Here is a 13536-nt window from a genome sequence, read left to right as displayed (position 1 = left end):
CGCCGTTGTGCGCGCGGGGGCCGGATGCCGCGATCCCACGCGTGCGCCGGATCCCGCGATCAGCGCGGAAGCGTCAGGAGTCGCCGGCGATGCGGGCGTAGTCGTCGACCGTGAGCTGCTCGCCGCGCAGGGTCGGGTCGACACCCGCGGCCTCCAGGCGTGCCGACGCCTCAGCCGCGGTGCCGCCCAGAACGCCCGACAGCGCCTGCCGCAGCATCTTGCGGCGCTGCTGGAACGCGGCATCCACGATCTGGAACGTCCGCAGCCGGTGCTCTTCTGTGCCGCGGGGCTCGGCGTCGCGATCGAAGCCGACGAGCACGCTGTCGACTTTGGGCACCGGCCAGAAGACCTGACGCGACACGGTGCCCGCGAGGCGCCACGAGCCGTACCAGGCGGCCTTGACGCTGGGCGCGCCGTAGATCTTCGACCCGGGAGGGGCGGCGAGGCGCTCCCCCACCTCGGCCTGCACCATGACGACGCCGCGCTGCAGGTACGGGAAACTCTCGACGAAGTGCAGCAGCACCGGCACCGACACGTTGTAGGGCAGGTTGGCGACCAGCACCTCGGGCTCGCCCGGCAGCTCGGTGACGCGCAGGGCGTCGGCGTCGATCACGGTGAGGCGATCAGCGGGCACGTCGTGGGCGGCGGCGGTGACGGGGAGGCGCTCGGCGAGGCGGTGATCGATCTCGACGGCGACCACCGAGGCGCCCGTCTCGAGGATCGCGAGGGTGAGCGAACCGAGGCCCGGTCCGATCTCGACGACACGGTCGGATGCCGTGACCCGGGCCGCGTGCACGATCTTGCGGACCGTGTTGGCGTCGACGACGAAGTTCTGCCCCAACTTCTTGGTCGGGGTCACGTCGAGGTCGGCGGCGAGCCGACGGATCTCGGCGGCACCGAGGAGCGAAACGGGCATTGTTCCACTGTAGTCAGGGCTCCGCCAGAACCCTTGCTGCGAGCGAGCCGGGAGTAGCGTGGTCGAGTGAGTCAGACACAGTCGATCCCCGCCAATGCCTTCACGCTGCGGAGCCCGTACGGGCGACGAGCGATCGGGCTGTCCCTCGCCGCCGCCGTCGGTGGTTTCCTCTTCGGCTTCGACTCGTCCGTCATCAACGGCGCGGTCGATGCGGTCGACGGCAACTTCGAGCTGGGACAGGTGCTCACCGGGTTCGTCGTGGCCGTCGCCCTGCTGGGCTGCGCGGTGGGAGCCATCATCGCCGGCGCCCTCTCCGATCGCTGGGGTCGCCTGAAGGTCATGCTGCTCGGCGCCGTGCTGTTCTTCGTGTCGTCGATCGGTGCGGCGCTCACCTTCAGCGTCCCCGACCTGATCCTCTGGCGCGTGATGAGCGGTCTGGGCATCGGCATCGCCTCGGTGGTCGCTCCCGCGTACATCGCCGAGGTCGCGCCCCGGCAGATCCGCGGCTCGCTCGCGTCGCTGCAGCAGCTGGCCATCACGCTCGGTATCTTTGGCGCCCTGCTGTCCGACGCCCTACTGGCCAACACCGCGGGCGGTGCGGCGAACCAGCTGTGGCTCGGCCTCGAGGCCTGGCGCTGGATGTTCCTGGTCGGTGTGATCCCCGCCGCCGTCTACGGCATCCTGTCGTTCACCGTTCCCGAATCGCCGCGCTATCTGCTCGCCAAGGGAAAGCGCGACGAGGCCAAGGCGATTTTCGCGCGCCTGGTGCCGCCGGCCGATCTCGACAAGACGATGAACGAGCTGTCGAACACGATCGAAGCCGACCGCAAGAACAAGAACGTGTCGCTGCGCGGACCGGTGCTGGGTCTGCAGGGGATCGTGTGGACCGGCATTCTGCTGTCGATGTTCCAGCAGTTCGTCGGCATCAACGTGATCTTCTACTACTCCACGACCCTCTGGAAGGCCGTCGGCTTCGACGAAAGCAACTCGCTGCTGATCTCGGTGATCACCTCGATCACCAACGTCGTGGTCACCTTCGTCGCCATCTTCCTCGTCGACCGCGTCGGCCGGAAGCCCATCCTGCTCACCGGCTCGATCCTGATGACCGTGTCGCTGGGCGCGATGGCGCTGGCGTTCACGTTCGCGACCGGCTCGGGCCAGGACGTGTCGCTCCCCGCTCCCTGGGGCAGCGTCGCCCTCGTCGCGGCGAACGTGTTCGTCGTCGGATTCGGCGCCTCGTGGGGTCCGCTGGTGTGGGTGCTGCTGGGCGAGATCTTCCCGAGCCGCATCCGCGGCAAGGCGCTCGGCGTCGCCGCCGGTGCGCAGTGGATCGCGAACTTCGCCATCACCGTGTCGTTCCCGGCGATGTCGAGCTGGTCACTCCCGCTCACCTACGGCATGTACGCGCTGTTCGCCGGCCTGTCGTTCGTCTACGTGCTGCTGCGCATCCCCGAGACCAAGGGCATGGAGCTCGAACAGACCGAGACGCTGTTCGTGCGCAAGCCGAAGGACAAGGCCAAGGCCTGATCCCGGATGCCAGAAGGCCGGCGCCCCGCGGGGTGCCGGCCTTCGTCGCTCTCGGGGTCGTCGCGCCCGCACGACTTCGGCGATCTGCACAACCTCAGCGGCATCCGCGACGATCCGGCTGAAGATGCGCGAATCGCCGAGCCCGCGCCACGCCCGCGATGACGGCGCACGCCGTCACAACCTCCGCGATCCGCACAACCTCAGCGGCATCCGCGGAATGCTGGCTGAAAACGTGCGAATCACTGAGCCTGTGCAGCGCCAGCGGCACGCGCAGCCACAGCCTCCGCGATCCGCAAACCCTCAGCGGCATCCGCGGCTATCCGGCTGAAGATGCGCGAATCGCCGAGCCCGCGCCACGCCCGCGATGACGGCGCACGCCGTCACAACCTCCGCGATCCGCACAACCTCAGCGGCATCCGCGGCCATCCCGCTGAGGATGCGCGAATCGCCGAAGATCCGCGCGCGCTCAGTCTTCGAACGCGCCGTAGACCTCGAGTGTGTTCGCGGCGACCTGGGCGGCGAGCTCGTCGGCGTCCATCGCCCGTTCGGCCGCGAGGAAGCGCAGCGTCACCGGGATCAGGTACGGCGCGTTGGGCCGGCCGCGGTACGGCGCGGGCGTCAGGAACGGAGCGTCGGTCTCGACGAGGATGCGGTCGAGGGGCGTGACCGCGAGTGCGTCGCGCAGGTTCTGCGCGTTCTTGAACGTGACGTTGCCGGCGAACGAGAGGTAGTAGCCGCGGTCGGCGGCGATGCGCGCCATGTCGGCGTCACCCGAGAAGCAGTGGAAGACCGTCTTGTCGGGAGCGCCGACGCGCAGCAGGGTCTCGAGCACGGCGTCGTGGGCGTCGCGGTCGTGGATCTGCATCGCGATCCCGTGCTTCTTCGCCAGCGCGATATGCGCCTCGAACGAGCGGATCTGGGCCGGGATGCCGTCGGCCTCCGTGCGGAAGAAGTCGAGCCCCGTCTCGCCGATGGCGCGCACGCGCGGCTGAGCGGCGAGCTCGTCGATGACGGCGATCGCGGCATCCAACTCCCCCGCCTGCTCGTACGCGGGAGCCTCGTTGGGGTGGATCGCCACCGCCGCGAGGACGCGCGGGTGCGACCGTGCCGCCCACGCCGACCACCGCGAGGAGTCGATGTCGCCGCCCGCCTGCACGACCCCGTGCACACCGACCGCGAGAGCGCGCTCGAGCTGATCCTCCAGCGACAATCCGTCGATGGTCCCTGAGCCTGTCGAAGGGCCGTCTTCGATCTCGAGGTGCGTGTGGTTGTCGTAGACCGGGATGCCGAGGGGCTCGGGCGCCGGCGGATAGCTGACGTCGCGACGACCGTCGACCGAACGCTCGCGCACGTACTGGCTCGGGTCGCCGTCGCCGATGGTATCGCGGGGACGCTCGACGGGGGTCGAGCCGGGGGCGGCGGCCCCTTCGGCAGGCTCAGGGACCGCGACAGGCTCAGGGACCGTCGCCGCCGCCGCTGACTCGGAAGGCACCTGCGTCACGCTTGCTCGACGCGCGGGAAGAGCGGCGTGAGCGGAGTCACCGTGGCCCCCGCGGGCAGCCGCCCCCAGGTGCCCGCCTCGCGGATCGGCTGCTCGACGAGAGCACCGAGGCCCTCGGCCGCTCCCAGCGCGACCCAGAGCTTCGATGTCGACTCCGGCATGACCGGCGACAGCAGCACCGCGAGAGCGCGCAGGCCCTCGGCCGCGGTGTACAGCACCGTGCCGAGGCGCTCGCGCGTCGACTCGTCCTTGGCCAGGGCCCACGGCTCGTTCTCGGTGATGTAGCCGTTCAGGGCATCGACGATCGTCCAGATCGCGGCGATCGCCTCGTCGGTGCGGAAGCGCTCGATGGCGGCGTCGGCGGTGGTCGCGGCATCCGCCACGATCTTCTGGATCGTCAGATCGCCCTCGCTGTACGCGGCCGGTGCCGGCACGACGCCCTCGAAGTACTTCGAGATCATCGCGACCGTGCGCGACGCCAGGTTGCCGAAGCCGTTGGCGAGCTCGGCCTGGTAGCGCGCCGACAGGTCTTCCCACGAGAACGAACCGTCTTGGCCGAACGCGATCGCCGAGAGGAAGTAGAAGCGGTACGCGTCGGAGCCGAAGACGTCGGTGATCTCGGTGGGCGCGATGCCGGTGAGCTTCGACTTCGACATCTTCTCGCCGCCGACGAGCAGCCACCCGTGCGCGAAGACGCCGCGCGGCACGTCGAGGCCCGCGGCCATCAGCATGGCCGGCCAGATCACGGCGTGGAAGCGCAGGATGTCTTTGCCGACCACGTGGAACGCCGGCCAGCGGCGCTCGAACTCGGCGGGGTCGGTGCCGTAGCCCACGGCGGTGGCGTAGTTGAGCAGCGCGTCGACCCACACGTAGATGACGTGCGAGGGATCCCAGGGAACCGTGATGCCCCAGTCGAACGCCGAACGCGAGATCGAGAGGTCTTTCAGGCCGCTGCGCACGAACGACACGACCTCGTTGCGCGCCGATTCGGGGCGCACGAAGTCGGGCTCGGTCTTATACAGCTCGAGCAGGCGGTCCTGGAACTCGCTGAGCTTGAAGAAGTAGTTCTTCTCCTGCAGCAGCTCGAGGGGCTTGGAGTGGATCGCGCAGACCTTGAGGCCCTCGAAGGGGCCGGTGCCGTCGACGATCTCGGCCTCGGGCTTGAACTCCTCGCAGCCGACGCAGTACAGGGCCTCGTACTCGCCCGCGTAGATGTAGCCGCGGTCGAACAACGCCTTCACGAACTGCTGCACGCGCTCTTCGTGGCGGGGCTGCGTCGTGCGGATGAAGTCGTCGTTGGCGACGTCGAGCGTCTCGAGCAGCGGGAACCACGACTCGGTGACGAGCTTGTCGACCCACTCCTGCGGGGTGACGCCGTTGGCGGCGGCGGCGCGGAGCATCTTCTGCCCGTGCTCGTCGGTGCCGGTCAGCATCCAGGTGTCATCCCCCGCCTGGCGATGCCAGCGGGCGAGCGTGTCGACGGCGACGGTCGTGTACCCGTGCCCGATGTGGGGCAGATCGCTGGGGTAGTAGATCGGCGTCGTGATGTAGAAGGATCGGCCGGAAGTCACCTGGAGATTCTACGGGGAGCCTCCGACACTCCCGCCGCGTGTGACGCGCGGGCCGGCGCCCCCGCGCGTGAGGGATCGGAAACTGTCGCCGAGACGCGCGCCAGGCGACACCAACCGACCCCTCACGCGCGAAGACGCGCGGGAACGCGGGGGATGCGCAGAGATGCTCAGCGCTTGACGGCCAGCGCCGCCTGGTACAGCTCGCGCGACGAGTGACCCGTCTGCGACGCCACCTCGGCGGCGGCCTCCTTGAGCCGCGTGCCGCTGCGCACGAGCTCGAGCACCTGGGTCACGGCATCCGGGAACGCGACCTCACGCGCCGAGGCGCCGCCGACGACGATCGCGATCTCTCCGCGCACGCCCTCGGCCGCCCACGCGGCGAGCTCGGCCAGAGTGCCGCGTTTGACCTCTTCGTAGAGCTTGGTGAGCTCGCGGCAGACGGCGGCGGGGCGATCGGCGCCGAACGCGCTCGCGAGATCTTCGAGGGTGGATGCCAAGCGCGAAGGCGACTCGAAGAAGACGAGGGTCCGTTCCTCCGACGCGAGTTGCGCGAAGGCCTTGCGGCGATCCCCCGGCTTGCGGCGCGGGAAGCCCTCGAAGGCGAAGCGGTCGGTGGGGAGCCCCGCGACCGCGAGGGCGGTGACGACGGCGCTCGGCCCGGGGATGGCCGTGACGGTGACGCCGGCGGCGGCCGCGGCGGCGACGAGCCCGAAGCCCGGGTCGCTGACGGTGGGCATTCCCGCGTCGCTCAGCACGAGCAGGTCGTCTTCGCGCGCGAGTTCGACGAGCTCCGCCGCGCGCTCCTTCTCGTTGTGGTCGTGCAGGGCGATCAGGCGCGGGCGGTTCTCGACCCCGAGGCCCGCGAGCAGACGCTGCGTGGTGCGGGTGTCTTCGGCCGCGACGACCGTGGCGTTCTCGAGCGCCTCGACCAGGCGGCGCGACGCATCGCCCAGGTTGCCGATGGGGGTCGCCGCGAGGATGATCACCATTCCACCTTAGGCTGGGGCACGTGACCACCGCCGTGCCTCCGCTGCTCCCCACGGTCGAGCAGACGCGCATCGACCGGTGGCGCGACGCCCTCCTCGCGAGCCCCCGCGGGTACCGTCTGTGGAGATGGCTCGCACCCTTGCTCGTCACGGTCGTGGCGGCGGTGCTGCGCCTGATCGACATCGGCAACCCGCACCAGCTGGTGTTCGACGAGACCTATTACGTGAAGGACTCGTGGAGTCAGTGGGTGCTCGGCTACCCCTCCACTTGGGAGCCCGACGACACCGACGCCCGCTTCGCGGCGGGCCAGACCGACATCTTCACCGGCATCGGCAGCTACGTCGTACACCCGCCGCTCGGGCGCATCCTCATCGGCGCGGGCATGGCCTTGTTCGGGCCCGACTCCGCGACCGGCTGGCGCATCTCGGCCGCGGTCTTCGGCACCGCGACCGTGCTGCTGGTCTACCTCGTCGCGCGCACGCTCACGCGTTCGATCCCCTTCGCCACCGTGGCATCCGGTCTCATCGCGATCGACGGCCTCGGCATCGTTCTCAGCCGCATCGCGCTGCTCGACATCTTCCTCACGTTCTTCATCCTGCTGACGTTCTGGTTCGTCGCCCTCGACCATCTGCGCACCGGTGATCGCATCGCCGAGCTCGTCGCGAGGCGCGGCGAACGGCCGATGTGGGGCCCGATCCTCTGGAACCGGCCGTGGCTGATCGCCGCCGGCACCGCCGCGGGCGCTGCGACCGCCGTGAAGTGGTCGGGGCTGTACGTGCTCGCCGCGATCGGCGTCTACGCGGTCGTGACCGACGCGCTCGCCCGGCGTCGCGCGGGTGTCGTGCAATGGCCGATGGATGCCGTGCGCCAGGGCCTCGCCTCGTTCGTGCTGCTCGTGCCCGTGGCGCTGGTGGTCTACCTCGCGAGCTGGTCGGGATGGCTCTTCACCAGCGGCGGATACATGCGCAGCACGCCGGTGGCGACGAGTCCGCTGTGGTCGTGGGTTCCCGAAGCGCTCCAACGACTGTGGGCGTACCACCAGGCGATGTACGCCTTCCACGTCGGGCTCGTCACGCCGCACAGCTACGCGAGTCCCGCGTGGCAGTGGCCGCTGCTCATCCGTCCGACCTCGATGTACTGGCATCAGGATGCCGCAGGTGTAAACGGCTGCACCCTGCCGACCGGCTGCACCGAGGCGATCTCGAGCCTGGCGAACCCGATCATCTGGTGGGCCGGGATCGCGGCATCCGTCTTCTTGCTCGTGCGCTTCGTGATGGTGCGCGACTGGCGCTACGCCCTGGTGCTGACGGGCCTGGCCGCCACCTACGTGCCGTGGCTGCTCTACCCCGAGCGCACGATCTTCCAGTTCTACACGGTCGCGATGCTGCCCTTCCTCGTGATCGCCCTCACCTTCGCCCTCCGCGAGATCGCGAGCCCGGCGCGCGCGGCATCACGAGTGACGGGGCAGGTGGGTGTGCTCGTGTTCCTCGGGTTCTGCGTCGTCGTCTCGGCGTTCTGGTACCCCGTGTGGGCGGGGCTACCGGTGCCGTACGAGTTCTGGCGCCTGCACAACTGGCTGCCGACCTGGATCTGATGTCAATGCAGACCCGGCGTGCGCGCGCGGATCACACCCCTGTGGGCGTGACCAGATGCGGCTGGCGTCCCGCGCCCCACCCGCACCCCCGAAGGGTTTGGTCATGACCAGCGCGGATGACTGGCTGCACGACCCTCGGCCCGTCCAGCGGGTGAAACTTTTCTCCGACGCCGGCATCGACCCGGCGGCGTGGCCGGCGACGGTGCCCGCGGTGGCACAGTTCCTCGAGGTGGCCGGCCGAGACGGCTGGGAGTTCGGCCCCGGCGTGACCTTCCTCGTCGGAGAGAACGGCTCGGGCAAGTCCACGCTCATCGAGGGGATCGCCGAGGCGGCCGGACTCCCCGCCGAGGGCGGGTCGACCAACGGCGGCGGCGAGACGCGGCGCACCGAGAGTCCCCTGTCGGAGTGGTTGCGCATCGAGCGGAGCCCTCGGGCGCCGCGGTGGGGATTCTTCCTGCGCGCCGAGACGATGCACGGCTACTACTCCTGGCGCGACGACCTGCCCGACGCACCACCGAGCCTGCACGAGATGAGCCACGGCGAGTCGTTCAACGCCCTGCTCGACGAGGTGCTCGACCACCCGCACTACGTCTCGGGACTCGCGTGCCTCGATGAGCCCGAAGCCGCTTTGTCGTTCTCGTCGACCCTGCGCTGGCTCGCCTCGCTCGACCGCATGCGCTCGCGCGGAACCCAGGTGATCTGCGCGACCCACTCCCCCGTGCTCGCCGCAATGCCCGGGGCGACAATCCTCGAGCTGGGCGACTGGGGCATCCGCGAGAGCACGTGGGAAGACCTCGAGCTGGTGCGATTGCACCGCGGCTTCTTGGAGGCGCCGGGAAGGTATCTGCGGCATCTGCTGGAGTGAAGTGAAAGGGGCGGATGCCGGGAGGGCGGGCGGTCACGCGAGTACCCTCGCGCCCCGTGGGGTCAAGCTGGTCTGGACTAGGCCGCGAGTCACTGCCCCTCTGAAGCCGAGCGCAAGTTGCTGCGGTGCCTCTCGGAAGAGGGCGCTCGGGCTTCCGGGCACTGCGCACGATCAGGTGAGGTCACTTCCGTCGGTGCGACGGTGTTTCCCACGCACCCGCCGCGGCGGAAGCCTCCAACCTGGCGCGCGATCCGCATCCGTGAGACGGAGGTTTCGACCTCCTTCCACTCGCCGGCGCCGCTACTGACGGCCTGCGGCTCGGTCGGCACGCTGAGACCGCTGTCGCCCGACGCAGAACTCTTTGGCGGCATGGATCGCGAACGCCGTGCCGCTTCATTCGTCGCGCGCAGCAACTCCTCAAACTTCTCCCCAATGACCGGGGGCGTGACAGGCTCCACAGCTGCGGGATACGGCGTGGTCACGGGTGACGGAATGTCGAACGACCCTGCGGGCATCTGTGGCGGTGTGTACGGCTCGATCCCTGGATCGCCGGTCGAGGGAGGGGCCGAGCTTTCCTCGGGCGCCGCGGACGGGTCTATTGACTCCGTCTCCGCGTGTGCTCCGGCGTCTGGAATGACCAGTCCGCCGAGGAGTGCGGCCGAGACCACGACGCCCGCCACGGCGAAACGAGAGATGGAGAGCACGATTCCCCTGCAGCCGCCAGCGTGGCGGTCGACGTCGCCTGGGTTCAGACTGTCCCGATCATGTACGAAGGGTCCGGCTCAAGGCGGCGCGTCGCGCAGATTCACGCGAGGCTCGTGTTCCGAATTCACCCAGCAGTTCAACACTCCGCTACGCCGCACCAGCTCGTGCGACCAATCGATCACTTCGAGTGAGCGACCGTCATGAACGGGCTCGGCGAGTCCACGCCTGTGTGCGCCGCTGCAATCGCAGTCGCCTCCTCAGCCTGACGTGCTGTGGGCGAGCACGGTCCTCCCCTGCGGCAATTGCCCTCCGAAGGGACTGCACGGCCATCCGAAGTTCTCCCGCTTCTTCATGCACATCGGCCAGTTGCCAATGACATGTCTCGTCCAGCGCGGTCGCCCGCGACAGGAGGTCCCTCGCGGCCGCCACATCGCCACCGCTGAGCTCGAGGGTTCCAAGATTGACCAGGGCATCGACGTCATTCGGATCATCCCGGAGTGCCGCCATGTAGTCGATGCGTGCGCGGTCAAAGAAGCCCGTCAACTCCCAGCAGAGCCCACGGTTCACAAGCGCGGACTTCACCTCGGGGAGGGACCTGCCGTATGCCTCCGCCGCGCCTCCATAGTCGCCCAGCGCGTACAAGATCTGACCGAGGTTGTAGTACATCGTTGCGTCCCCGTCGCCGAGTTCGAACGCGCGACGCATACAGCGTTCGGCAGTGGCGAAGTCTTCGCACTCGTACGCCGACTGCGCGAGGCCCTCCCAATGTTCGGAGGACTGAGGTCCGCCCCTCGCTTTTTCACCGTGCACGCGTGCCTCCGATCCGAGGGCTCGCACGAATGGCAGCCGCACACCTAGCGTGAGGGGCCCGGAGGGTTCCCGCCCCTCCCCGAGCCCCGCATGAGGGGGGGGTGAAGCCGGGAGGCTGGCGCTCATTGACAGATTGGCCTTCGCACGACCGCGAGAGCCCCTCGCGGGGCCTCCGTTTCCTGCAGGCCGTTCGCTGCCACGGTTTCCCACATGAGCACACGGCGTTCGGCGCAACGCTCATTCATTCGGCCGCTCCGCGCGGTTATCGCGGTTCTCCGCATCCATCCTTGCGCGACGCCTGTTCCGGCGATATCGAAACATTTCGAAGCACCCGAGAATCAACGGGCGTCTTTATGACCCAAGCAACCACGGGTCGCGCGGATCAGGCGAGAGGTTCCGCTCCCGCGGTAGCAAAAAGATGCTCTTGATCAATCTCGACTGGGCATCTTCGGGCGAAATTCGAGCTTCGAATTCGTCGGCGAATCCGTCGACCCAGGCGCGAATTTCAGCGAAGCTCCCCCACACCACCATCACGTCGGTGGAGTTGCCGTCAAGAACCACCGACTCGGGGCTGAAAGTTGCTTCGAGAAGTAACTTGAACGGCGACCTCGGTTCCACCGAGAGCATGAAGCAGAAAGGGGAAATGTCAGTTCCCACCCCCAGAGCAAGCTTGGCCTGCTCAAGACGCCGCCACAACTCAGACATGTGGCTCGTTCGTCAATAATAAGCGTGGAAGTTCCTCCGCTTCTTGTTCCTTCCGTAGTTCCACTTGGTCCGCCCATCCTCCTGAAGGTGAGGCCCCCTTACCCACCGACCAGTCCGACTCGTGTATATATCCCAGGTCGACGCCCCGGCCGACGGCACATCCACCGTCACCCCACCGGGCAGCGACAGCATTCACACCGACGATGCATTCGCCGACACCATCCCGACCGGGCTGTCGCCCGCACCGGCGTACAGGTACCGCTTCGTCACCGCCGGCGAATCGCCCGCCGGATTCACCGTCCGTGACACCACACGACCCGCCGCATCCCGCACCAACGACGTGCGGATTCTCATCGGCCGCAAGATGATCGAGCGGGACTCTGCCAGTCATTCGTCATCGCTTCTCACCGTGCATGCCCCGACTGGCGCGGGTCCTTCAGCAAGCCAGATAGCAACCCCTAGCCGCGCTCATTCCCCAAACCGGGCATGGTCAGTCAAAGTCATCAAACGGCGAGACCCTCAGGTCACCCATCTCGCGCGCTCTACGGAACATCTCTTCCGACAGGGAAAGCTCGCCTTGCGAGTAATATATTGTCGCAAGATTGAAGGCGGAATGCGCATCATCAGTTTCAATCCCGCGCTGGTACATGCATTTTGCCCCGTCTAGATCCCCACAATCTGACAGAATGTTCCCTGCGAGAATATGCGAGCCGTAAACATCCGCATCCGAGGCAATGAACACTAAACGACGATACTCGTCCATATCTCCTCGAAGTTGAACGATCCTTGCAAGCGGCATATAGAATGAAGGGTCAATCAACGCAGAGCGTAGGTGCGGCTCGGCCGGCTCGAGCTGGCCCAGCGCGAGAAGCGACTCACCAAGTAGCCCGTGGAGTTGGGGATTGTCGGGTTCTTTCTCGAGCGCTTGTCGAAGCCAAGTCACAGCCCCTTCATGAGCCCCCATCCAGTTAAGCGCAACGCCTAAAGCCTTTAGCGCGTCGAGTGATCCAAGAAGTGAGGCCGATCGGAATATCTCGATGGCCTCCAGCTCGCTGCCTTCCTCGCCCCAAACATGAGCACCGAGGGCGAAGAGAGCGGATGGCGTGTCCTCTGCGCGACGCAGCTCGTCGACGACTTCCGGCGACAAAAGAATCCCGGAGTTGCTGAAGTGTGACGCGTCGCCCAGCCCCGCCGCTCGAACTCGCCGCACGAGTTCGAGGTAGTCGTTCTCCGCACAATCTCCCTGACCCACGCGTCCCTCTCCGTTGTCTCTCGTCACCATGCGTACCTCTGGTACGGAGCGCGAACCGAGTTGTTCGTTCCTCGGCGCTTGTTATTGTTCGGTTTGAAGTTCGGTTTTTGCCGTCCCCCGTGACTCTCCGCGTTGGTGTGCTTGTCCGGTGCCCTCCCCTGCTTGTCCGCGCCGTGCCCCTTCCGACCAGAGTTCCGCGACGTGGACTTCTTGCGATGTGCCGTGCCCATGATGCCGCTTCCAAGTGCGCCAAGACCTCGCTGGAAGCTGGGGGTGGATGCGATACCGACGAGAACTACGACAACGACAATCGCAACCGCCGCGGCCAACCCCCACGGCCCAAGGGCAAGCAGCGGAGCGAAAGCAGCGAGAGCAAAATTGCCGCTGAGGTCGTTCTTCCCGATCGGGTCCGTCGGCCACACGTAGTCGTTGTCGACGCCGCCCTCGACCGGGTCGACCTGCAGGAACCGACCCAGCGTCGGCACGTACAACCGGGCGCCCATCTCGACGATCAGGGTGTCTTCGGTCGCCTCCACCAACTTCTGCGCACCCTGATGCCAGCCCGAGGTCTCATCGACCACGCCCGACGCGTTCGCCGCAGCCGTGCCGATCGCCAAGGTCGAGGCATCCAACGGCTGACCGAACGGGTCGTACAGCTGCACCCCCGTCGACGTCGCCCCGTCCCCGGTCGTCAAGGTGTGGCCTTGCAGGGAAGGGTAGGCCCACGTCGACGCCCCCGCCGACGGCACATCCACCGTCACCCCACCGGGCAACGACAGCATCCACACCGACGACGCATCCGCCGACACCACCGCCACCGGACTATCGCCCGCACCGGCATACAGGTACCGCTTCGTCACCGCCGGCGCATCACCCGCCGGATCCACCGTCCGCGACACCACACGACCCGCCGCATCCCGCACCAACGACGTGCGCGAACCCTTGTACGTCACCGTGCCGATGTGCTGGTTGTCGGCGTCGTACGAGAACTGCAGATCGGCCAGACGGCGCGTGTTGCCGCGCACGTCGAATGCGGGCGCACTTCGATTGGCAGCGGCCAACGTCATCACAGGCAACCTATTCGCACGGAGGTGGCGTCGTAC

11 protein-coding genes are annotated in these 13536 nt (G+C 67.6%); 3 read left to right on the top strand and 8 right to left on the bottom strand.

The window, feature by feature from the left end:
* Positions 1-73: 73 nt before the first annotated feature.
* Positions 74-916 carry a 16S rRNA (adenine(1518)-N(6)/adenine(1519)-N(6))-dimethyltransferase RsmA gene (rsmA, locus tag ABXS86_RS16710; protein ID WP_353665195.1) on the bottom strand — a complete coding sequence of 281 codons (843 nt, stop codon included), beginning with the start codon at positions 914-916 and terminating at the stop codon, positions 74-76.
* Between the two features lie 66 nt (positions 917-982).
* On the opposite strand from rsmA, the gene ABXS86_RS16705 reads away from it, so the two are divergent.
* Complete coding sequence (locus tag ABXS86_RS16705) at positions 983-2443, top strand: sugar porter family MFS transporter (RefSeq protein WP_353665194.1); 1461 nt, start codon at positions 983-985, stop codon at positions 2441-2443.
* Between the two features lie 466 nt (positions 2444-2909).
* Here ABXS86_RS16705 and ABXS86_RS16700 read toward each other — a convergent pair whose 3' ends face one another.
* The 3 genes from ABXS86_RS16700 to rsmI form a co-directional block, all read right to left on the bottom strand.
* On the bottom strand, positions 2910-3821 hold the full coding sequence (locus ABXS86_RS16700; RefSeq protein ID WP_353666259.1) for a TatD family hydrolase: 912 nt from the start codon (positions 3819-3821) through the stop codon (positions 2910-2912).
* Between the two features lie 119 nt (positions 3822-3940).
* Complete coding sequence (gene metG / locus ABXS86_RS16695; protein WP_353665193.1) at positions 3941-5515, bottom strand: methionine--tRNA ligase; 1575 nt, start codon at positions 5513-5515, stop codon at positions 3941-3943.
* 167 nt (positions 5516-5682) lie between these two features.
* Positions 5683-6501, bottom strand: coding sequence for a 16S rRNA (cytidine(1402)-2'-O)-methyltransferase (gene rsmI, locus ABXS86_RS16690; RefSeq protein WP_307214091.1), 819 nt, complete (start codon positions 6499-6501; stop codon positions 5683-5685).
* Positions 6502-6524: 23 nt separating this feature from the next.
* Between rsmI and ABXS86_RS16685 the strand changes: the two genes are divergently transcribed.
* The gene (locus ABXS86_RS16685) at positions 6525-8096 is read left to right on the top strand and encodes a dolichyl-phosphate-mannose--protein mannosyltransferase (protein WP_307212457.1); all 1572 of its coding nucleotides are present in this window, start codon (positions 6525-6527) and stop codon (positions 8094-8096) included.
* A 103-nt stretch (positions 8097-8199) separates the two neighbouring features.
* The gene (locus tag ABXS86_RS16680) at positions 8200-8961 is read left to right on the top strand and encodes an AAA family ATPase (RefSeq protein ID WP_307212462.1); all 762 of its coding nucleotides are present in this window, start codon (positions 8200-8202) and stop codon (positions 8959-8961) included.
* A 903-nt stretch (positions 8962-9864) separates the two neighbouring features.
* Here the strand turns inward: ABXS86_RS16680 and ABXS86_RS16675 are convergent.
* The 4 genes from ABXS86_RS16675 to ABXS86_RS16660 form a co-directional block, all read right to left on the bottom strand.
* Positions 9865-10602: a tetratricopeptide repeat protein gene (locus tag ABXS86_RS16675; RefSeq protein WP_353665192.1), complete on the bottom strand. Its 738-nt coding sequence runs from the start codon at positions 10600-10602 to the stop codon at positions 9865-9867.
* Between the two features lie 225 nt (positions 10603-10827).
* Complete coding sequence (locus tag ABXS86_RS16670; RefSeq protein WP_307212467.1) at positions 10828-11181, bottom strand: hypothetical protein; 354 nt, start codon at positions 11179-11181, stop codon at positions 10828-10830.
* Positions 11182-11671: 490 nt separating this feature from the next.
* Positions 11672-12463, bottom strand: a complete 792-nt coding sequence (locus ABXS86_RS16665) for a tetratricopeptide repeat protein (protein ID WP_307212470.1) — start codon at positions 12461-12463, stop codon at positions 11672-11674.
* On the bottom strand, positions 12457-13500 hold the full coding sequence (locus tag ABXS86_RS16660; RefSeq protein ID WP_307212474.1) for a hypothetical protein: 1044 nt from the start codon (positions 13498-13500) through the stop codon (positions 12457-12459). The genes ABXS86_RS16665 and ABXS86_RS16660 overlap by 7 nt, the downstream gene beginning before the upstream one ends.
* Between the last annotated feature and the right edge of the window lie 36 nt (positions 13501-13536).

This window comes from Microbacterium sp. che218 (assembly GCF_040436305.1).
GTDB classification, from domain to species: Bacteria; Actinomycetota; Actinomycetes; order Actinomycetales; family Microbacteriaceae; genus Microbacterium; species Microbacterium algihabitans.
This window is presented reverse-complemented; position numbering and strand designations above follow the sequence as displayed.